The following is an 18,374-nucleotide window of genomic DNA, read 5'->3' as shown; positions in this document are numbered from 1 at the left end:
CTAGCTCACCGCCTTGGCGGCCGCGGCCTCGGCGATGCCCTCGCGCTGAGCCTTGAGCATCCGGGCCGGAGCGACGTCCTCGATCGGCAGGCCACGCCGGGCCGCGATCTCCTCGGGGCGGGAAAGGCCCTTCAGAGCCGCCACGGTGGCGTGCACGATGTTGATCGGGTTGTCCGAGCCGAGCGACTTGGACAGCACGTCGTGGATGCCCGCGCACTCCAGGACGGCGCGCACCGGGCCACCGGCGATGACGCCGGTACCGGCCGAGGCCGGACGCAGGAAGACGACGCCGGCCGCCTCCTCGCCCTGCACCGTGTGCGGGATCGTGCCCTGGATCCGAGGCACCTTGAAGAAGTGCTTCTTCGCCTCTTCGACACCCTTGGCGATCGCCGCGGGGACTTCCTTGGCCTTGCCGTAACCGACGCCGACCAGGCCGTTGCCGTCACCGACGACGACGAGGGCGGTGAAGCTGAAGCGACGACCACCCTTCACGACCTTGGCCACGCGGTTGATCTTCACTACGCGCTCGATGTACGAGACGCCCTTGTCGGCGGCGCCACCGCGGCGATCGTCACGACGGTCACGCCGATCGCCACCGGTGCCGCCACCGCGACGCGGAGCTGCAGCCATCAGTGGTTCCTCTTCTCAGTTGCCATCATTTGCGATCCTCGGGCCCGCATCAGAACTCGAGCCCGCCCTCGCGGGCGCTGTCGGCCAGCGCCGCGATCCGACCTGCATACCGGTTGCCACCGCGGTCGAAGACGACCTTGGAGATCCCGGCTTCCTTGGCCCGCTGAGCGAGGAGCTCGCCGACCTTCTTCGCCTTCTCGGTCTTGTCCGCCTCCAGCGTGCGCAGCGAGGCGTCCATGGTGGACGCGCTCACCAGCGTGTGGCCGACGGAGTCGTCCACGATCTGGACGAACATGTGACGGGTCGAACGGTTGACGACCAGGCGCGGACGCTCTGCCGTACCGACGACGAACTTGCGGACGCGGCGGTGACGGCGGGCCCGCGAGACGGTGCGGGCAGCCGTGTGCTTGCTGAACGCAGTCTTCGGAGCCATGCCTACTTACCAGCCTTTCCGACCTTGCGGCGGATCTGTTCGCCCTGGTAACGCACGCCCTTGCCCTTGTACGGGTCAGGCTTGCGCAACTTGCGGATGTTGGCCGCGACCTCGCCGACCTTCTGCTTGTCGATGCCGTCCACGTGGAACAGGGTCGGCTTCTCGACACGGAAGGTGACGCCCTCGGGGGCGTCGACGATGACCGGGTGACTGAAGCCCAGAGAGAACTCCAGCTGCGTCGGGCCCTTGGCCTGGACGCGGTAACCCACACCGACGATCTCAAGGCTCTTGGAGTAGCCCTGAGTGACGCCCTGCACCATGTTGGCGATCAGCGTCCGGGACAGGCCGTGCAGCGCACGGACCTTGTTCTCGTCGTTCGGCCGGGAGACGGCGATGGCGCCGTCGTCGTCGCGCGCGACCGTGATGGGCTCGGCGACCTTGTGAAGCAGCGTGCCCTTCGGGCCCTTGACCTGGACATCCTGGCCGGTGATCGTGATGTCTACGCCACTGGGCACAGGGATGGGCAGCCGTCCGATTCGCGACATGCTGTGTTCCTCCCCTCTACCAGACGTAGGCGAGGACTTCCCCGCCCACGCCACGCTTGCCGGCCTGCTTGTCGGTCATGAGACCGGCGGACGTCGAGATGATCGCGACGCCCAGTCCGCCCAGGACTCGAGGCAGGTTGTCCTTCTTCGCATAAACCCGCAGACCGGGCTTGGAAACCCGGCGCAGGCCCGCGAGCGAACGCTCACGGGTAGGCCCGAACTTGAGCTCCACCACGAGGTTCTTGCCAACCTTGGCGTCTTCGACGGTCCAAGCCTGGATGTAACCCTCTTGCTGGAGGATCTCGGCGATGTGCGCCTTGATCTTCGAGTACGGCATCGACACGCTCTCGTGGTACGCCGAGTTCGCGTTGCGCAGACGTGTGAGCATGTCTGCGATCGGGTCGGTCATCGTCATGGCCAGTGGCCTTCCTCGCCGCGGTTTCCAGTCGGTGAAGCAGCGCTCTACCGGTGGACCTTCGGCGTGGTCACGGACGCGGGATGCGTCCTTGCTTTTCCTGAATATGAACACCTGGGGGCGACACAGGGCCGCCCCTCAGGTTATCTACCAGCTCGACTTGGTGATGCCGGGCAGTTCGCCCCGGTGCGCCATCTCGCGGAAGCACACGCGGCAGAGGCCGAACTTGCGGTAGACGGCGCGGGGCCGGCCGCAGCGCGAGCAACGAGTGTATGCCCGGACCTCGAACTTCTGCTTGCGCCCCGCCTTGGCGATCAGCGACTTCTTCGCCATTGGATCAGGCCTCCTTGAACGGGAAGCCGAGGAGCTTCAGCAGCGCCCGGCCCTGGTCGTCGTTCTTCGCGGTGGTCACGATCGTGATGTCCATGCCCCGCGGACGGTCGACCTTGTCCTGGTCGACCTCGTGGAACATGACCTGCTCGGTCAGACCGAAGGTGTAGTTGCCGTTGCCGTCGAACTGCTTGGGCGACAGGCCGCGGAAGTCCCGGATACGGGGCAGGGCCAGCGCCAGCAGGCGGTCGAGGAACTCCCACATGCGGTCACCGCGCAGCGTGACGTGCGCGCCGATCGGCATGCCCTCGCGCAGCTTGAACTGCGCGATGGACTTGCGCGCCCGGACGACGGCCGGCTTCTGGCCGGTGATCACGGTGAGGTCGCGGACGGCACCTTCGATGAGCTTGGAGTCGCGAGCCGCCTCGCCGACGCCCATGTTGACCTTGATCTTGGTCAGGGCGGGGATCTGCATGACGTTCTCGATGCCGAACTGCTCGCGAAGCTGGGCCGCGATCTCCTCGCGGTACTTCGTCTTGAGTCGCGGCGTCGGGCGCTCGGTCTCAGTGGTCGTGGCAGTCATCAGCTGTCCTCACCCGTCTCCTCGTCGGCCTTCTTCTCGTCGGCCTTCTTGTCGGCGGGCTTGTCGTCCTTGAGCTTCTTCACGTTCGAGACGTGGATCGAAGCCTCCATGGTCTGCACGCCGCCGGTCTTGGCGCCGCGCGGGCCCTGGTGGGTCTCCTTGGTGTGCTTCTTGATCATGTTGATGCCCTCGACCACCACGCGGTCCTCGCGCGGGAGAGTGGCGATCACGCGACCCTTGGCACCCTTGTCCTTGCCGGCGATGACCTGGACCAGGTCACCCTTCTTCACATGCAGCTTCGGCATTACAGCACCTCCGGGGCGAGCGAGATGATGCGCATGAACTTCTTGTCGCGCAGCTCGCGGCCGACCGGGCCGAAGATACGAGTGCCACGAGGGTCACCGCTGTCCTTGATGATGACGGCGGCGTTCTCGTCGAAGCGGATGTAGGAGCCGTCGGGCCGGCGGCGCTCCTTGACCGTGCGGACGACGACCGCCTTGACGACGTCGCCCTTCTTGACGCCCGTGCTGCCGGGCAGCGCGTCCTTGACTGTGGCGACGATGATGTCGCCGATACCGGCGTAGCGTCGGCCCGAGCCACCGAGAACACGGATGCAAAGGATCTCCTTGGCACCCGTGTTGTCGGCGACCTTGAGCCGCGACTCCTGCTGGATCACGTCTTACTCCTGTTAGTCGCGCCGGTTCTCATCGCTGAGCCTGGCGGAACCCGTCATTGTCTTGTTCCCACGGCCACAGCGCCCCTGGAGGCACCGCACCGCAGGCGACGCGAGGCCCGAGGGCCTCGCGTCCTTGGACGCCGTCATGGGGGCTCTGAGAGCCCCCACGAGGCGCGGTATGTCCGAGAGGGCCTTACTTGGCCTTCTCGAGGATCTCCACGACCCTCCACCGCTTGGTGGCGGAGAGGGGGCGGGTCTCCATCAGCAGCACGCGGTCGCCGACGCCGCAGGCGTTGGCCTCGTCGTGCGCCTTGTACTTGGTCGTACGGCGGATGACCTTGCCGTACAGACGGTGCTTGACGCGGTCCTCGACGGCGACGACGACGGTCTTGTCCATCTTGTCGCTGACGACGAGGCCCTCGCGGACCTTGCGGAAACGACGTGCGTCCTCCGCGGCCTCAGGCGTGGTCCCAGTAGTGGTCTCAGTGGTCTCGGTCTCAGCCATCGCTCGTCTCCTTCTCGACCGTGACGATGCCCAGCTCGCGCTCGCGCATCACGGTGTAGATACGGGCGATCTCGCGGCGGACGGCGCGCAGCCGCCCGTGGCTCTCCAACTGACCGGTCGCCGCCTGGAAGCGGAGGTTGAACAGCTCCTCCTTCGCCTCCTTCAGCTTCTGGACGAGGGTGTCCTCGTCCTCGAGCCGCAGCTCCCCGGCGGTCAGGCCCTTAGCCATCACGCCTCACCCACTTCACGCTTTACGATCTTGCACTTCATGGGCAGCTTGTGAATCGCTCGGGTGAGCGCCTCACGCGCCACCGACTCCGCCACGCCGGACAGCTCGAACATCACGCGTCCGGGCTTGACGTTGGCGATCCACCACTCCGGCGAACCCTTACCGGAACCCATGCGGGTCTCGGCCGGCTTCTTGGTGAGCGGACGGTCGGGGTAGATGTTGATCCACACCTTGCCGCCACGGCGGATGTGACGGGTCATCGCGATACGGGCGGACTCGATCTGGCGGTTGGTCACGTAGGAGTGCTCAATCGCCTGGATGCCGAACTCGCCGAACACGACCCTGGTGCCGCCCTTGGCGGCTCCGCTGCGGTCAGGCCGGTGCTGCTTGCGGTGCTTGACCCTGCGCGGGATCAGCATGGTCAGCTCCCTTCAGCACCCGGCTGCGCAGCCGGGCCGGTCTCGGGGGCGGCCTGCGAGGCCGCCTCGTTACGGGGGGCGCGGTCGCCGCGGCCGCCACCACGACGGGGGCGGTCACCGCCACCACGACGCGGACGGTCGCCGCCGCCACCACGACGGTCGTCGCGGTCACGACGCTGGCCGGCGCGAGCACCGGCGGCGGCCGGCCCGCGGCCGAAGGTGGTGCGGGCCTCATAGAAGCCGTAGTCGATGTCCGCGCGGAGGGTGTGCAGCGGCACGCGGCCCTCGCGGTAGAACTCCGACCGCGACATCTCGGCGCCGCCCAGACGACCGGAGCACTGGACACGGATGCCCTTGGCGCCGGACTTCATGGCCGACTGCATCGCCTTGCGCATGGCACGGCGGAACGAGACGCGGCTGGACAGCTGCTCGGCGACGCCCTGCGCGACGAGCTGGGCGTCGATCTCCGGGTTCTTGACCTCGAGGATGTTGAGCTGGACCTGCTTCTTGGTCAGCTTCTCCAGGTCGCCACGGATCCGGTCCGCCTCGGCGCCACGACGGCCGATCACGATGCCGGGACGCGCGGTGTGGATGTCCACCTGCACGCGGTCCGTCGTGCGCTCGATCTCGACCTTGGAGATGCCGGCCCGCTCCATGCCCTTCTGCAGCATGCGGCGAATCGACACGTCCTCGGCGACGTACGACTTGTACAGCTTGTCGGCGTACCACCGGCTCTTGAAGTCGGTCGTGATGCCGAGGCGGAACCCGTGCGGGTTAACCTTCTGGCCCACTATCGGGTCCTTCCCTTCGGCTCGCGGGACTCCACGATCACGGTGATGTGGCTCGTCCGCTTGTTGATCCGATAGGCACGACCCTGGGCACGCGGACGGAACCGCTTCAGCGTCGGGCCCTCGTCGACCCACGCGCGGCTCACGACGAGCGTGCTGGGGTCGAGATCGAAGTTGTGCTCGGCGTTCGCCATGGCGGAACTGAGCACCTTGTAGATCGGCTCGCTCGCCGACTGGGGAGCGAACTGCAGCACGGCCTGCGCCTCCGAAGCGGGCAGCCCGCGAATAAGGTCCACCACGCGGCGGGCCTTGAGGGGCGTGACACGGACGAACCGCGCCTGAGCCCTGGCTTCCATCGCTTACTCCTCTAAATGCTTCTGAAGGCGTCTATCGCCGGCTGCGCCGGTCGTCCTTGACGTGGCTGCGGAACGTCCGCGTGGGCGCGAACTCTCCGAGCTTGTGGCCGATCATCGACTCGGTGACGAACACCGGGACGTGCTTGCGGCCGTCGTGCACGGCGATCGTGTGCCCGAGCATGTCGGGGACGATCATGGAACGCCGCGACCACGTCTTGATGACGGTCTTGGTGCCCTTCTCGTTCTGGACTTCCACCTTCTTCTGAAGGTGCTCGTCCACGAAGGGACCCTTCTTAAGGCTACGTGGCATTTCGGCTGCTCCTACCGCTTCTTCCTCTTGGACCGACGGCGGATGATCAGCCTGTCGCTGGCCTTGTTCGCCTGACGGGTACGGCCCTCGGGCTTGCCCTTGGGGTTCACCGGGTGACGACCACCGGAGGTCTTGCCCTCACCACCACCGTGCGGGTGGTCGACGGGGTTCATCGCGACACCGCGGACGGTCGGGCGCTTGCCCTTCCACCGCATACGGCCGGCCTTGCCCCAGTTGATGTTGGCCTGCTCGGCGTTGCCGACCTGGCCCACCGTGGCGCGGCAGCGCACGTCGACCATGCGCATCTCACCGGACGGCATACGCAGCGTGGCGTAGGTGCCCTCCTTGGCGAGGAGCTGGATCTGGGCGCCGGCGGAGCGGCCGAGTTTGGCGCCGCCACCCGGACGGAGCTCCACCGCGTGGATGAAGGTACCGGTCGGGATGTTGCGCAGCGGCAGGCAGTTGCCCGGCTTGATGTCGGCCGCGGGGCCGTTCTCGATGCGGTCACCCTGCTTGAGCCCCGTCGGCGCGATGATGTAGCGCTTCTCGCCGTCGGCGTAGTGGAGCAGAGCGATGTTGGCGGTGCGATTGGGGTCGTACTCGATGTGAGCGACCTTCGCCGGAACGCCGTCCTTGTCATGCCTACGGAAGTCGATGATCCGGTAGGCGCGCTTGTGACCGCCGCCCTGGTGGCGGGCGGTGACCCGGCCGTGTACGTTGCGGCCGCCCTTGCTGTGAAGGGGCGCAAGCAACGACTTCTCGGGGGTGCTGCGGGTGATCTCGGAGAAGTCCGAGACACTCGACCCGCGGCGACCCGGAGTCGTCGGCTTGTATTTACGGATGCCCATCTTTTTCGTTCATCCTTCGTCGGTTACATGGGTGAGCCCGCCGCACCGAAATGCGACGGTCTCAGCCCCGCGCGGACCATGTGTGGCCCGCACTCACTTCTATGGCCGCTCAGCCGATCTGACCGAAGATGTCGATCCGATCGCCCTCACCCAGGCTCACGATCGCGCGCTTGGTGTCGGGACGCTTGCCGAAACCGGTACGGGTCCGCTTGCGCTTGCCCTGCCGGTTGATGGTGTTCACGCTGGTGACCTTGACCCCGAAGATCTGCTCAACAGCGATCTTGACCTGGGTCTTGTTCGCGGTCTTCTTCACCAGGAACGTGTACTTGTTGTTCTCATCGATCAGGCCGTAGCTCTTCTCAGAGACGATCGGCTTGATGATGATGTCGCGCGGGTCGGCGATCTTCTCCATCAGGCGTCTTCCTTCCCGCCACTCAGCCGCGCCACGACCTGGTCGTACGCCTCCTGGGTGAAGACCACGTCGTCGTGCACGAGCACGTCGTAGGTGTTGAGCTGCCCGGCGTCCAGCAGGTGGACCTCGGGCGCGTTGCGCAGGCTCAGCCAGGTCAGCTCGTCGTCCGAGTCGACCACGACCAGAACGCGCGCGGACTGGGTGATCTTGCGCAGGGCGTCGAGCGCCGCCTTGGTCTTGGGCGTCTCACCCGTGACCAGCGAGCTCACCACGTGCACGCGACCGCCGCCGGCCCGGTCGGAGAGGGCGCCGCGCAGGGCGGCGGCCTTCATCTTCTTGGGCGTGCGCTGCGAGTAGTCGCGCGGCACGGGGCCGTGGACGGTGCCACCGCCGGTGAACTGCGGCGCACGGGTCGAACCCTGACGGGCGCGACCGGTGCCCTTCTGGCGGTACGGCTTCTTGCCGCCGCCGGAGACCTCACCACGGGTCTTGGCCTTGTGGGTGCCCTGCCGGCGAGCGGCGAGCTGGGCCACGACCACCTGGTGGATCAGCGGCACGTTGACCTTGGCGCCGAAGATCTCCTCGGGCAGGTCGACGGTGCCGGTCTTCGCGCCGCCGGCGTCGAGGACGTCAATAGTGGTGCTCACTTGGCAGCCCCCTTCTTGGCAGCGGAGCGGACGAGGACCAGGCTGCCGTTGGCGCCGGGAATCGCACCCTTGATCAGGATGAGACCCTTCTCGGCGTCCACGGCGTGAACCTTGAGGCTCTGCACAGTGGTGCGGACGTTACCCATCCGACCAGCCATGCGCAGACCCTTGAATACGCGGCCCGGGGTGGCGCAGCCACCGATGGAACCCGGCGAGCGGTGCTTGCGCTGCGTACCGTGCGACGCGCCCAGACCACCGAAGCCGTGCCGCTTCATGACACCGGCGAAGCCCTTGCCCTTGCTCTTGCCCGTCACGTCGACGAACTGGCCGGCCTCGAAGGTGTCGGCCAGCAGCTCCTGGCCCAGGTTGTAGTCGCTCGCGTCGTCGGTGCGGATCTCCGCGAAGTAACGGCGCGGGGTGATGTCGTGCTTACGCAGGTAGTCGCCGAGCGGCTTGTTGACCTTCCGGGGGTCGACCTGCCCGAAGCCGAGCTGGATGGCGGAGTAGCCGTCCTTGTCGGCGGTGCGGACGCGGGTCACCACGCACGGACCGGCCTCGACCACGGTCACCGGCACCATCCGGTTGTCCGCGTCGAAGACCTGGGTCATGCCGAGCTTCTTGCCCAGGACGCCCTTGATCGTCTTAGCCATGTCAGTGCGTTCCCTCAGAGCTTGATCGAAATGTCGACACCCGCGGGGAGGTCGAGCCGCATGAGCGAGTCAACCGTCTTGGGGGTCGGGTCGATGATGTCAATCAGCCGCTTGTGCGTGCGCATCTCGAAGTGCTCGCGGCTGTCCTTGTACTTGTGCGGCGAGCGGATGACGCAGTACACGTTCTTCTCGGTCGGCAGCGGCACCGGGCCCGCGACCTTCGCGCCAGTCCGCGTCACCGTCTCGACGATCTTCTTGGCCGAGCTGTCGATGACCTCGTGGTCATAGGCCTTAAGCCGGATGCGGATCTTCTGTCCCGCCATAGTGGCCTCGGTGTCCTTCGCTGTCGTCTGAAAAAGTATCGTGCGGCCTGTTGCCGCTGATGTGTTGCTGCAGGTCGAACCCGCACTGACCCCACGAGGCAGACGTAGTCGATCTGCCTTTTCTTCCGTGATCCGGCAGTGACTTCGGTCACCTGTCGTACGGCGGCCGAAGCTACTGCTGGATCACGGCGCCTTCTGCATGGGGCCTTACGTGGTGCGGCGGTCGGCTCCGAGTCCGGGGCCGACCGCCGCCCCGACGGTCTAGCTACTTGATGATCTTCACGACCCGGCCGGCGCCGACGGTGCGGCCACCCTCACGGATCGCGAACTTGAGGCCTTCCTCCATGGCGATGGGCTGGATCAGCTCAACGCGCATTTCGGTGTTGTCGCCCGGCATGACCATCTCGGTGCCCTCGGGGAGGTTCACCACGCCGGTCACGTCAGTCGTACGGAAGTAGAACTGCGGGCGGTAGTTGTTGAAGAACGGCGTGTGGCGGCCGCCCTCGTCCTTGGACAGGATGTAGACCTGGCCGGTGAACTCGGTGTGCGGGGTGGTCGTGCCCGGCTTGATGATGCACTGGCCGCGCTCGACCTGCTCGCGCTTGATGCCGCGGAGGAGCAGAGCGGCGTTGTCACCGGCGTGACCCTCGTCGAGCATCTTGTTGAACATCTCGATGCTGGTGACGGTGGTGGTCGTCTTCTCTTCCTTGATACCGATGATGTCAACCTGCTCGTTGACCTTCACGATACCGCGCTCGATACGGCCGGTGACGACCGTGCCGCGACCGGTGATCGAGAAGACGTCCTCGACCGGCATGAGGAACGGCTTGTCCGTCTCACGCGGCGGCTCGGGCACGTTCTCGTCCACGGCGTTCATGAGCTCGACGATGCTGTCGGCCCACTTCGCGTCGCCCTCAAGAGCCTTGAGCGCGGAGACGCGGACGACGGGCAGGTCGTCGCCGGGGAACTCCTGAGCGGACAGGAGCTCACGAACCTCGAGCTCGACCAGCTCGAGGATCTCCTCGTCGTCGACCATGTCGGCCTTGTTGAGGGCCACGACGATGTAGGGGACGCCGACCTGGCGGGCCAGGAGGACGTGCTCCTTCGTCTGCGGCATCGGGCCGTCGGTGGCGGCGACCACGAGGATCGCGCCGTCCATCTGGGCGGCACCGGTGATCATGTTCTTCACGTAGTCGGCGTGACCGGGGCAGTCCACGTGAGCGTAGTGGCGCTTCTCGGTCTGGTACTCGACGTGCGCGATGGAGATCGTGATGCCGCGGGCCTTCTCCTCCGGCGCCTTGTCGATCTTGTCGAACGGCGTCGCAGCGTTCAGCTCGGGGTAACGGTCGTGGAGCACCTTGGTGATCGCCGCGGTCAGCGTGGTCTTGCCGTGGTCGATGTGCCCAATGGTGCCGATGTTCATGTGCGGCTTGTTCCGCTCGAACTTGGCCTTGCCCACTGGTTCTCTCCTTAGAGAATCTGACTGACTTTCGTCTACACACTCGGGCCCGGGAAATCCCGAACCCCTTGGCGGCGGGGTGGCTCGCACCACCCCGCCAGGGACCAGGACAGCAGTCCTGGCCCAGCCCCTCACGGGACCGGACCGGAAACTATTCGCCCCGGGCCTTCGCGACGATCTCCTTGGCGATGCCCGGAGGCACCTCCGCGTAGGAGTCGAACTGCATGCTGTAGCTCGCGCGCCCCTGCGTCTTGCTACGCAGGTCACCCACGTAGCCGAACATCTCAGACAGCGGCACGAGCGCCTGGACGACCTTGGCGCCGGCCCGGTCGTCCATCGCCTGGATCTGCCCGCGGCGACCGTTGAGGTCACCGATGACATCACCCATGTAGTCCTCGGGCGTCGTGACCTCTACGGCCATCATCGGCTCGAGGAGCACGGCGTCCGCCTTGCGCGCGGCCTCCTTGAAGGCCATCGAGCCGGCGATCTTGAAGGCCATTTCCGACGAGTCGACGTCGTGGGCCGCACCGTCGGTCAGCGTAACCTTCACGCCCACCATCGGGTAACCGGCCAGCACGCCGAACTCGGCGGCCTCCTGCGCGCCCGCGTCGACCGACGGGATGTACTCCCTCGGGACGCGGCCACCGGTGACCTTGTTCTCGAACTCGTAGCCGTCGTTGCCTTCGCCGAGCGGCTCGAGGTTGATGATCACCCGCGCGAACTGACCGGAACCACCGGTCTGCTTCTTGTGGGTGTAGTCGATCTTCTCCACCGCGCGACGGATGGTCTCGCGGTAGGCGACCTGCGGCCGGCCGACGTTGGCCTCGACCTTGAACTCGCGCCGCATGCGGTCGACGAGGATCTCAAGGTGAAGCTCGCCCATGCCCCAGATGACCGTCTGACCGGTCTCCTCGTCACGGCGGACCTGGAAGGACGGGTCCTCCTCGGCCAGCCGCTGGATGGCGGTCGACAGCTTCTCCTGGTCGCCCTTGGTCTTGGGCTCGATGGCGACGTTGATGACCGGAGCCGGGAACGTCATCGACTCGAGCACGACCTGGTTCGCCGTGTCGGACAGGGTGTCGCCGGTCGTGGTGTCCTTCAGACCCATGACCGCGACGATCTGGCCGGCGATCGCCGTCGGGCGCTCTTCGCGCTTGTTGGCGTGCATCTGGTAGATCTTGCCGATCCGCTCCTTCTTGCCCTTCACAGAGTTGGTGACCTGTGAACCGGCCTCGAGCGTGCCCGAGTAGATGCGGATGTAGGTGATCTTGCCGAGGTGCGGGTCGCTGGCGATCTTGAAGGCCAGCGCGGAGAACGGCTCCGTCGGGTCGGCGTGCCGCTCGATGACCTTCTCCTCGTTGCCGACCGCGTGGCCCTTGAAGGCCGGGATGTCGGTCGGGGCGGGGAGGTAGGCGACGATGGCGTCGAGCAGGGGCTGCACGCCCTTGTTCTTGAACGCGGTGCCGCACAGGACCGGGTTGATGGCGCTGGCCAGCGTCGCGCGGCGGATGGCCGCGACCAGCTGCTCCTCGGTGGGCTCGGTGCCCTCGAGGTAGAGCTCCATCAGCTCGTCGTCGTTCTCGGCGACCGTCTCGATGAGGCGGTCACGCCACTCACGGGCGGCCTCGGCGTGGTCGGCCGGGATGTCGACGGTGTCGTACATCTCGCCCTTCGCCGCCTCGGCGCTCCAGATGAGACCCTTCATCCGGATGAGGTCGATGACGCCCTTGAAGTCGGCCTCGACGCCCCACGGCAGCTGAATGACAGCCGGCGTGGCGCCCAGACGGTTGATCATCATGTCGACGCAGCGGTGGAACTCCGCGCCGACCCGGTCCATCTTGTTGACGAAGCAGATCCGGGGGACGTCGTAGCGGTCGGCCTGACGCCACACCGTCTCCGACTGCGGCTCGACACCGGCCACACCGTCGAACACGGCGACGGCACCGTCGAGGACGCGCAGCGAGCGCTCCACCTCGATGGTGAAGTCGACGTGGCCCGGAGTGTCGATGATGTTGATCGTGTGACCGATCCACTCACAGGTGGTCGCGGCAGACGTGATCGTGATGCCGCGCTCCTGCTCCTGCTCCATCCAGTCCATCGTGGCAGCGCCCTCGTGGACTTCACCGATCTTGTAGTTGATGCCGGTGTAGAACAGGATGCGCTCGGTCGTGGTTGTCTTGCCCGCGTCGATGTGGGCCATGATCCCGATGTTTCGGACCTTGGCCAGGTCAAGAGCGGTCTGCGTGGCCACTTCTCTCGCGTCCTCGTCGTCTCGTCGAACCCACTACCAGCGGTAGTGAGCGAAGGCCTTGTTGGACTCGGCCATCTTGTGGGTGTCCTCGCGCTTCTTGACGCTCGCCCCGAGGCCGTTGCTGGCGTCGAGGAGCTCGTTCATGAGGCGCTCGGTCATGGTCTTCTCGCGGCGGGCGCGGGAGTACTGCACCAGCCAGCGCAGGGCCAGGGTGGTGCTGCGCGCGGCGCGCACCTCGACCGGCACCTGGTAGGTCGCGCCACCGACACGACGGCTGCGGACCTCGAGGGTCGGCTTGACGTTGTCAAGCGCGCGCTTCAGGGTGACGACCGGGTCGTTGCCCGTCTTCTCCCTGCAGCCTTCGAGGGCGCCGTAGACGATCGACTGCGCGATGGAGCGCTTGCCGTCCAGGAGCACCTTGTTGATCAGGGCGGTCACCAGCGGCGAGCTGTAAACCGGGTCAGCCATGAGCTGACGACGGCCAGGAGAACCCTTACGAGGCATTGTTAGCTCTTCTCCCTCTTCGCGCCGTAGCGGCTACGGGCCTGCTTGCGGTTGCGGACACCCTGGGTGTCCAGCGAGCCGCGGATGATCTTGTAGCGAACACCAGGCAGGTCCTTCACACGACCGCCACGCACGAGCACGATGGAGTGCTCCTGCAGGTTGTGACCCACACCCGGGATGTAGGCCGTGACCTCGATGCCGTTCGTGAGCCGAACGCGGGCCACCTTGCGCAGTGCCGAGTTGGGCTTCTTCGGGGTCGTGGTGTAAACGCGCTGGCACACGCCGCGCCGCTGCGGACTCCCCTTGAGGGCAGGAGTCTTGGTCTTGGAGACCTTGTCCTGCCGGCCCTTACGGACCAACTGCTGAATAGTGGGCACTGCCACTCCGTTTCGTGCCTTGGCCGGTGTTACGTCATGGTCTTGCATTTCGCAGGTTCTGCCGGTGTCATGACCTGCTGGTTTCTCTTGTCTCGGCGCCCCCGCGCTCGGGCGTGTCGCGCTATTCGCACAGGCACATCCGCGAGGATTACGAGCCAGGAAGCCGTCCTGCGCCCGCAATTGAGCGCACGGCCGAGAGCCCGTTAGAAGACGGGCACGATGCTCAAGACTACCCAGGCCTTGGCGAGACGTCAAAACGGCGCGGCAAAGCGGACAAGCTCTGCCACTCCGGATCGCTGAGGCCTATTTCATCCAGCCCATCTACAGCTCCGGAACTCATGATATAGCCCCCTGGGGTGTTCCGCCCCCAACTCCACGAACCGCCACCCGCCCGTTACCTCCCCTTGTCCCACCAAATCCCCGTCAGCCATCCAGCACGGCCGCCCGACTGTGCCGCACAACACACCCGCGCTCCCAACTCGGTGACACTTCACTGCCTCTGTCCCGGGGGGCCGGGGTCGCCACGGAGGGGGCCCAGATGGCGGCGTAGCGGCGGCTCGCCACTGACGGGTTCAGACAGCGTCTCCCTGGAGGGCCCTCAGCCACGTGCGGCGTGTGGGGCAACGTGGCGCCGCCGTAACAGAAGGAAGGCCCTTGAAAGCCGAGCGCCCGGCCCTCTCAGAACGAGAGGGCCGGGCGCGCAGACCACCAACTGTCAGATGATCACCGGTTGTACTGGCCGAAGTCGTACTCCTCCAGGGGAACCGCCTCGCCGCTGCCGGTGCCGAAGGTGTAGTCGGCCGCGGAGCCGTCGTAGCCGCCCACGGTGTACATGGCGGCCTTGGCCTCCTCGGTCGGCTCGACCCGGATGTTGCGGTACTGGGGCATGCCCGTACCGGCCGGGATGAGCTTACCGATGATGACGTTCTCCTTCAGGCCCAGGAGCGAGTCGGACTTGGCGTGGATCGCCGCGTCCGTCAGGACCCTGGTCGTCTCCTGGAAGGAGGCCGCCGACAGCCACGACTCGGTGGCCAGCGACGCCTTCGTGATGCCCATGAGCACCGGACGGCCGGCGGCGGGCGACCCGCTCTCGGCCACGGTCTCGCGGTTCATCTGCTCGAAGCGCGGACGCTCCACGAGCTCGCCGGGCAGCAGGTCGGTGTCACCGGACTCCAGCACGTTCACGCGCTTGAGCATCTGCCGCACGATGATCTCGATGTGCTTGTCGTGGATCGACACACCCTGCGAGCGGTAGACCTGCTGAACCTCCGCCACCAGGTGCAGCTGCACGGCCCGCGGGCCGAGGATGCGCAGCACCTCGTTGGGGTTGACCGCACCGGCGACCAGCTGCTGGCCGACGGTGACGCGCTGACCTTCCTGCACGAGCAGGCGCGAGCGCATCGAGACCGGGTAGGCGATCTCCTCCGAGCCGTCGTCGGGGGTGATCACGACCTTCCTGGTCTTGTCGGTCTCGTCGATCCGCACGCGGCCCTCGGCCTCGGAGATCGGGGCGACACCCTTGGGGATGCGCGCCTCGAAGAGCTCCGTGACACGGGGCAGACCGTGGGTGATGTCGGCGCCGGCCACACCACCGGTGTGGAACGTACGCATGGTCAGCTGCGTGCCGGGCTCGCCGATCGACTGGGCGGCGATGATGCCGACCGCCTCGCCGACGTCCACGAGCTTGCCGGTGGCCAGCGAGCGGCCGTAGCAGGTCGCGCAGACACCGATCTTGGCCTCGCAGACGAGCGCGCTGCGGGTGCGGACGGTCTCGACGCCGGCCTCGACCAGCTTCGTCACGTGGTTGTCGTTGATGTCGACACCCGCCGGGACGATGATCTTGCCGTCGACCTCGACGTCCTCGGCCAGGATGCGGCCGTGCACGTTGGACTCGGCGTTCTCCGCCTTGACCAGGTTGCCGCTCGCGTCGCGGTCGGCCACGTGCAGCGGGACCGCGCGGTCGGTGCCGCAGTCGATCTCCCGCACGATGACGTCCTGCGCGACGTCCACCAGACGACGGGTCAGGTAACCCGAGTCGGCGGTACGCAGCGCGGTGTCGGCCAGACCCTTCCGCTGACCGTGGGTGGAGATGAAGTACTCCAGCACCGACAGGCCCTCGCGGAACGAGGCCTTGATCGGCCGCGGGATCGTCTCACCCTTGGTGTTGGACACCAGGCCGCGGATGCCGGCGATCTGCCGGACCTGCATCTTGTTACCACGGGCGCCGGAGTTGACCATCATCCAGACCGGGTTGGTCGCCGGGAAGGCGTTGACCATGTCGGTCTCGACGTCGGCCGTCGCGTGCGTCCAGATCTCGATGAGCTCCTGACGGCGCTCCTCGTCGGTGATCAGGCCACGCTCGTACTCCCGCTGGACCTTGTCGGCCCGGCGCTCGTAGTTCTCCATGATGTCGGTCTTGTTCGGGGGCGCGACGACGTCCTCGATCGAGATCGTGACACCGGAGCGGGTCGCCCAGCGGAAGCCGGCGTCCTTGAGCGCGTCGAGCGAGTTGGCGACCTCGATCTTGGGGTAGGTCTCCGCCAGCTCGTTCACGATCGTGGACAGCTGCTTCTTGCCGACCTGGAAGTCGACGAAGGGGTAGCTCTCCGGCAGTGTCTGGTTGAACAGGCACCGCCCGAACGTCGTCTCCAGCCGGAGCGGGTCGCCCTGCTCCCAGCCCTCGGGGGCCACCCACTCGCGCGGCGGCAGGACGTCCTTCAGCCGGATCTGGATCTTCGCCTGGATCTCCAGCTCGCGGCGGTCGAAGGCCATCTGCGCCTCGGCGATCGAGCCGAACACGCGGCCCTCGCCGATCGCGCCTTCCTTCTGGGTGGTCAGCCAGTAGAGGCCGATGACCATGTCCTGGGTGGGCATCGTCACGGGCTTGCCGTCGGCCGGCTTGAGGATGTTGTTGGTCGAGAGCATCAGGATGCGTGCCTCGGCCTGGGCCTCAGCCGACAGCGGCAGGTGCACGGCCATCTGGTCGCCGTCGAAGTCCGCGTTGAAGGCGGTGCAGACGAGCGGGTGGATCTGGATGGCCTTGCCCTCGACCAGCTGCGGCTCGAACGCCTGGATGCCCAGGCGGTGGAGCGTCGGAGCGCGGTTGAGCAGCACGGGGTGCTCGGTGATGACCTCTTCGAGCACGTCCCACACCACAGGGCGGGCGCGCTCGACCATCCGCTTGGCCGACTTGATGTTCTGGGCGTGGTTGAGATCGACCAGCCTCTTCATCACGAACGGCTTGAACAGCTCCAGCGCCATCTGCTTGGGCAGACCGCACTGGTGCAGCTTGAGCTGCGGGCCGACGACGATGACCGAACGGCCGGAGTAGTCGACTCGCTTGCCCAGCAGGTTCTGGCGGAAGCGGCCCTGCTTGCCCTTCAGCATGTCGCTGAGGGACTTCAGCGGCCGGTTGCCGGGACCGGTGACCGGGCGACCACGACGGCCGTTGTCGAACAGCGCGTCGACGGCCTCCTGGAGCATCCGCTTCTCGTTGTTCACGATGATCTCGGGCGCGCCGAGGTCGAGCAGACGCTTGAGCCGGTTGTTGCGGTTGATGACCCGGCGGTAGAGGTCGTTGAGGTCGGAGGTGGCGAACCGGCCACCGTCGAGCTGCACCATCGGGCGCAGGTCCGGCGGGATGACCGGGATGCAGTCGAGCACCATGCCGCGAGGCGAGTTGGTCGTGTTGAGGAACGCCGACACGACCTTGAGCCGCTTGAGGGCGCGGGCCTTCTTCTGGCCCTTGCCGCTGCGGATGGTCTCGCGCAGGTTTTCGGCCTCGGCGTCGAGGTCGAAGCTGATCAGGCGGTCCTGGATCGCCTGAGCGCCCATGCCGCCCTTGAAGTAGCGGCCGAAGCGGTCGCGCATCTCGCGGTAGAGCAGCTCGTCGCCCTCAAGGTCCTGGACCTTGAGGTTCTTGAAGCGGCTCCACACCTCGTCGAGCCGGTCCAGCTCACGCTGGGCGCGGTCGCGCAGCTGACGCATCTCGCGCTCGGCGCCCTCGCGGACCTTGCGGCGCTGGTCGCCCTTGGCGCCGGCGGCCTCGAGCTCGCCGAGGTCGCCTTCGAGCTTCTTCTGCCTGGCCTCGACGTCGGCGTCGCGGCGCTGCTCGATGTGCTGCCGCTCGACGGAGATCTTCGCCTCCAGCGAGGGCAGGTCACGCTCACGCATCTCGGTGTCGACATGCGTGATCATGTAGGCCGCGAAGTAGATGACCTTCTCCAGGTCCTTCGGGGCCAGGTCGAGCAGGTAGCCGAGGCGCGAAGGGACGCCCTTGAAGTACCAGATGTGCGTGACCGGGGCGGCCAGCTCGATGTGGCCCATCCGCTCACGACGCACCTTGGCGCGAGTGACCTCGACGCCGCAGCGCTCACAGATGATGCCCTTGAACCGGACTCGCTTGTACTTACCGCAGTAGCACTCCCAGTCGCGGGTCGGGCCGAAGATCTTCTCGCAGAAGAGCCCGTCCTTTTCCGGCTTGAGGGTTCGGTAGTTGATGGTCTCGGGCTTCTTGACCTCGCCGTGCGACCACTGACGGATGTCGTCGGCGGTCGCAAGACCGATCCTGAGCTCGTCGAAGAAGTTGACGTCTAGCATTTTGTGCGATCTCCCCCTCAGACTTCTTCCACGCTGCTCGGCTCACGCCGGGACAGATCGATACCGAGCTCTTCCGCCGCGCGGA

At 66.5% G+C, this 18,374-nt stretch carries 24 protein-coding genes; all 24 read right to left on the bottom strand.

The genetic code is table 11. The annotated features are described in order from the left end of the window. The 24 genes from rpsE to ABFX54_RS44535 all read right to left on the bottom strand — a co-directional run bounded on the left by rpsE (window position 1) and on the right by ABFX54_RS44535 (window position 18,289). Window positions 1-630, bottom strand: coding sequence for a 30S ribosomal protein S5 (gene rpsE / locus ABFX54_RS44650; protein WP_106253389.1), 630 nt, complete (start codon window positions 628-630; stop codon window positions 1-3). Window positions 631-679: 49 nt separating this feature from the next. Further along, entirely contained in the window at window positions 680-1,063 is a 384-nt protein-coding gene (gene rplR, locus ABFX54_RS44645; protein ID WP_346113063.1) for a 50S ribosomal protein L18, read from the bottom strand. Window positions 1,064-1,065: 2 nt separating this feature from the next. Continuing rightward, window positions 1,066-1,608: a 50S ribosomal protein L6 gene (gene rplF / locus ABFX54_RS44640; RefSeq protein WP_346113061.1), complete on the bottom strand. Its 543-nt coding sequence runs from the start codon at window positions 1,606-1,608 to the stop codon at window positions 1,066-1,068. A 16-nt stretch (window positions 1,609-1,624) separates the two neighbouring features. Next, window positions 1,625-2,023 (bottom strand): 30S ribosomal protein S8, encoded by a 399-nt coding sequence (gene rpsH, locus ABFX54_RS44635; RefSeq protein ID WP_106253393.1) that lies wholly within the window; start codon window positions 2,021-2,023, stop codon window positions 1,625-1,627. 147 nt (window positions 2,024-2,170) lie between these two features. Further along, window positions 2,171-2,356: a type Z 30S ribosomal protein S14 gene (locus ABFX54_RS44630; protein ID WP_020542298.1), complete on the bottom strand. Its 186-nt coding sequence runs from the start codon at window positions 2,354-2,356 to the stop codon at window positions 2,171-2,173. 4 nt (window positions 2,357-2,360) lie between these two features. Beyond that, a complete protein-coding gene (rplE, locus tag ABFX54_RS44625) occupies window positions 2,361-2,936 on the bottom strand; it encodes a 50S ribosomal protein L5 (RefSeq protein ID WP_106253395.1) in 576 nt (191 codons plus the stop codon). Next, window positions 2,936-3,241 carry a 50S ribosomal protein L24 gene (rplX, locus tag ABFX54_RS44620; RefSeq protein ID WP_106253397.1) on the bottom strand — a complete coding sequence of 102 codons (306 nt, stop codon included), beginning with the start codon at window positions 3,239-3,241 and terminating at the stop codon, window positions 2,936-2,938. The genes rplE and rplX overlap by 1 nt, the downstream gene beginning before the upstream one ends. Beyond that, window positions 3,241-3,612, bottom strand: a complete 372-nt coding sequence (gene rplN, locus ABFX54_RS44615; RefSeq protein WP_090769698.1) for a 50S ribosomal protein L14 — start codon at window positions 3,610-3,612, stop codon at window positions 3,241-3,243. The genes rplX and rplN overlap by 1 nt, the downstream gene beginning before the upstream one ends. A gap of 193 nt (window positions 3,613-3,805) precedes the next feature. Continuing rightward, window positions 3,806-4,117 carry a 30S ribosomal protein S17 gene (gene rpsQ / locus ABFX54_RS44610; protein ID WP_346113060.1) on the bottom strand — a complete coding sequence of 104 codons (312 nt, stop codon included), beginning with the start codon at window positions 4,115-4,117 and terminating at the stop codon, window positions 3,806-3,808. After that, window positions 4,110-4,346 (bottom strand): 50S ribosomal protein L29, encoded by a 237-nt coding sequence (gene rpmC / locus ABFX54_RS44605; protein WP_106253417.1) that lies wholly within the window; start codon window positions 4,344-4,346, stop codon window positions 4,110-4,112. The genes rpsQ and rpmC overlap by 8 nt, the downstream gene beginning before the upstream one ends. Next, window positions 4,346-4,765, bottom strand: coding sequence for a 50S ribosomal protein L16 (gene rplP, locus ABFX54_RS44600; protein WP_106253402.1), 420 nt, complete (start codon window positions 4,763-4,765; stop codon window positions 4,346-4,348). The genes rpmC and rplP overlap by 1 nt, the downstream gene beginning before the upstream one ends. 2 nt (window positions 4,766-4,767) lie before the next feature. Continuing rightward, window positions 4,768-5,556, bottom strand: a complete 789-nt coding sequence (rpsC, locus tag ABFX54_RS44595) for a 30S ribosomal protein S3 (protein ID WP_346113059.1) — start codon at window positions 5,554-5,556, stop codon at window positions 4,768-4,770. Further along, window positions 5,556-5,909, bottom strand: a complete 354-nt coding sequence (gene rplV / locus ABFX54_RS44590; RefSeq protein WP_103960883.1) for a 50S ribosomal protein L22 — start codon at window positions 5,907-5,909, stop codon at window positions 5,556-5,558. Before rplV ends, rpsC begins: the two co-directional genes overlap by 1 nt. Window positions 5,910-5,940: 31 nt before the next feature. Further along, complete coding sequence (gene rpsS, locus ABFX54_RS44585) at window positions 5,941-6,219, bottom strand: 30S ribosomal protein S19 (protein ID WP_346113058.1); 279 nt, start codon at window positions 6,217-6,219, stop codon at window positions 5,941-5,943. Between the two features lie 11 nt (window positions 6,220-6,230). After that, window positions 6,231-7,067, bottom strand: a complete 837-nt coding sequence (gene rplB, locus ABFX54_RS44580) for a 50S ribosomal protein L2 (protein ID WP_106253407.1) — start codon at window positions 7,065-7,067, stop codon at window positions 6,231-6,233. Window positions 7,068-7,176: 109 nt separating this feature from the next. After that, window positions 7,177-7,479 carry a 50S ribosomal protein L23 gene (rplW, locus tag ABFX54_RS44575; protein ID WP_346113057.1) on the bottom strand — a complete coding sequence of 101 codons (303 nt, stop codon included), beginning with the start codon at window positions 7,477-7,479 and terminating at the stop codon, window positions 7,177-7,179. After that, window positions 7,479-8,126, bottom strand: a complete 648-nt coding sequence (gene rplD, locus ABFX54_RS44570) for a 50S ribosomal protein L4 (protein ID WP_346113056.1) — start codon at window positions 8,124-8,126, stop codon at window positions 7,479-7,481. The genes rplW and rplD overlap by 1 nt, the downstream gene beginning before the upstream one ends. Next, a complete protein-coding gene (rplC, locus tag ABFX54_RS44565) occupies window positions 8,123-8,776 on the bottom strand; it encodes a 50S ribosomal protein L3 (RefSeq protein ID WP_106253411.1) in 654 nt (217 codons plus the stop codon). The genes rplD and rplC overlap by 4 nt, the downstream gene beginning before the upstream one ends. Before the next feature lie 14 nt (window positions 8,777-8,790). Continuing rightward, window positions 8,791-9,099, bottom strand: coding sequence for a 30S ribosomal protein S10 (gene rpsJ, locus ABFX54_RS44560; RefSeq protein WP_012887830.1), 309 nt, complete (start codon window positions 9,097-9,099; stop codon window positions 8,791-8,793). A 265-nt stretch (window positions 9,100-9,364) separates the two neighbouring features. Beyond that, a complete protein-coding gene (gene tuf / locus ABFX54_RS44555) occupies window positions 9,365-10,558 on the bottom strand; it encodes an elongation factor Tu (RefSeq protein ID WP_346113055.1) in 1,194 nt (397 codons plus the stop codon). A 151-nt stretch (window positions 10,559-10,709) separates the two neighbouring features. Next, window positions 10,710-12,758 (bottom strand): elongation factor G, encoded by a 2,049-nt coding sequence (gene fusA, locus ABFX54_RS44550; protein WP_428834637.1) that lies wholly within the window; start codon window positions 12,756-12,758, stop codon window positions 10,710-10,712. 84 nt (window positions 12,759-12,842) lie between these two features. After that, window positions 12,843-13,313 carry a 30S ribosomal protein S7 gene (gene rpsG, locus ABFX54_RS44545; RefSeq protein ID WP_020542314.1) on the bottom strand — a complete coding sequence of 157 codons (471 nt, stop codon included), beginning with the start codon at window positions 13,311-13,313 and terminating at the stop codon, window positions 12,843-12,845. 2 nt (window positions 13,314-13,315) lie between these two features. Then, on the bottom strand, window positions 13,316-13,690 hold the full coding sequence (gene rpsL / locus ABFX54_RS44540) for a 30S ribosomal protein S12 (protein WP_049572713.1): 375 nt from the start codon (window positions 13,688-13,690) through the stop codon (window positions 13,316-13,318). 723 nt (window positions 13,691-14,413) lie between these two features. After that, complete coding sequence (locus ABFX54_RS44535; protein WP_346113052.1) at window positions 14,414-18,289, bottom strand: DNA-directed RNA polymerase subunit beta'; 3,876 nt, start codon at window positions 18,287-18,289, stop codon at window positions 14,414-14,416. Between the last annotated feature and the right edge of the window lie 85 nt (window positions 18,290-18,374).

It is taken from the genome of Nonomuraea maheshkhaliensis (genome assembly GCF_039529435.1).
Taxonomy (GTDB): Bacteria; Actinomycetota; Actinomycetes; order Streptosporangiales; family Streptosporangiaceae; genus Nonomuraea; species Nonomuraea maheshkhaliensis.
The sequence above is the reverse complement of the archived record's forward strand: the minus strand, read 5'-3'. Positions and strand labels throughout refer to the sequence as shown.

Coding starts and splice junctions, on each gene's coding strand:
- rpsE (WP_106253389.1), bottom strand. CDS start 630: ATGGCTGCAGCTCCGCGTCGCGGTGGCGGCACCGGTGGCGATCGGCGT.
- rplR (WP_346113063.1), bottom strand. CDS start 1,063: ATGGCTCCGAAGACTGCGTTCAGCAAGCACACGGCTGCCCGCACCGTC.
- rplF (WP_346113061.1), bottom strand. CDS start 1,608: ATGTCGCGAATCGGACGGCTGCCCATCCCTGTGCCCAGTGGCGTAGAC.
- rpsH (WP_106253393.1), bottom strand. CDS start 2,023: ATGACGATGACCGACCCGATCGCAGACATGCTCACACGTCTGCGCAAC.
- ABFX54_RS44630 (WP_020542298.1), bottom strand. CDS start 2,356: ATGGCGAAGAAGTCGCTGATCGCCAAGGCGGGGCGCAAGCAGAAGTTC.
- rplE (WP_106253395.1), bottom strand. CDS start 2,936: ATGACTGCCACGACCACTGAGACCGAGCGCCCGACGCCGCGACTCAAG.
- rplX (WP_106253397.1), bottom strand. CDS start 3,241: ATGCCGAAGCTGCATGTGAAGAAGGGTGACCTGGTCCAGGTCATCGCC.
- rpsQ (WP_346113060.1), bottom strand. CDS start 4,117: ATGGCTGAGACCGAGACCACTGAGACCACTACTGGGACCACGCCTGAG.
- rpmC (WP_106253417.1), bottom strand. CDS start 4,346: ATGGCTAAGGGCCTGACCGCCGGGGAGCTGCGGCTCGAGGACGAGGAC.
- rplP (WP_106253402.1), bottom strand. CDS start 4,765: ATGCTGATCCCGCGCAGGGTCAAGCACCGCAAGCAGCACCGGCCTGAC.
- rplV (WP_103960883.1), bottom strand. CDS start 5,909: ATGGAAGCCAGGGCTCAGGCGCGGTTCGTCCGTGTCACGCCCCTCAAG.
- rpsS (WP_346113058.1), bottom strand. CDS start 6,219: ATGCCACGTAGCCTTAAGAAGGGTCCCTTCGTGGACGAGCACCTTCAG.
- rplB (WP_106253407.1), bottom strand. CDS start 7,067: ATGGGCATCCGTAAATACAAGCCGACGACTCCGGGTCGCCGCGGGTCG.
- rplW (WP_346113057.1), bottom strand. CDS start 7,479: ATGGAGAAGATCGCCGACCCGCGCGACATCATCATCAAGCCGATCGTC.
- rplC (WP_106253411.1), bottom strand. CDS start 8,776: ATGGCTAAGACGATCAAGGGCGTCCTGGGCAAGAAGCTCGGCATGACC.
- rpsJ (WP_012887830.1), bottom strand. CDS start 9,099: ATGGCGGGACAGAAGATCCGCATCCGGCTTAAGGCCTATGACCACGAG.
- fusA (WP_428834637.1), bottom strand. CDS start 12,758: ATGGCCCACATCGACGCGGGCAAGACAACCACGACCGAGCGCATCCTG.
- rpsG (WP_020542314.1), bottom strand. CDS start 13,313: ATGCCTCGTAAGGGTTCTCCTGGCCGTCGTCAGCTCATGGCTGACCCG.
- ABFX54_RS44535 (WP_346113052.1), bottom strand. CDS start 18,289: ATGCTAGACGTCAACTTCTTCGACGAGCTCAGGATCGGTCTTGCGACC.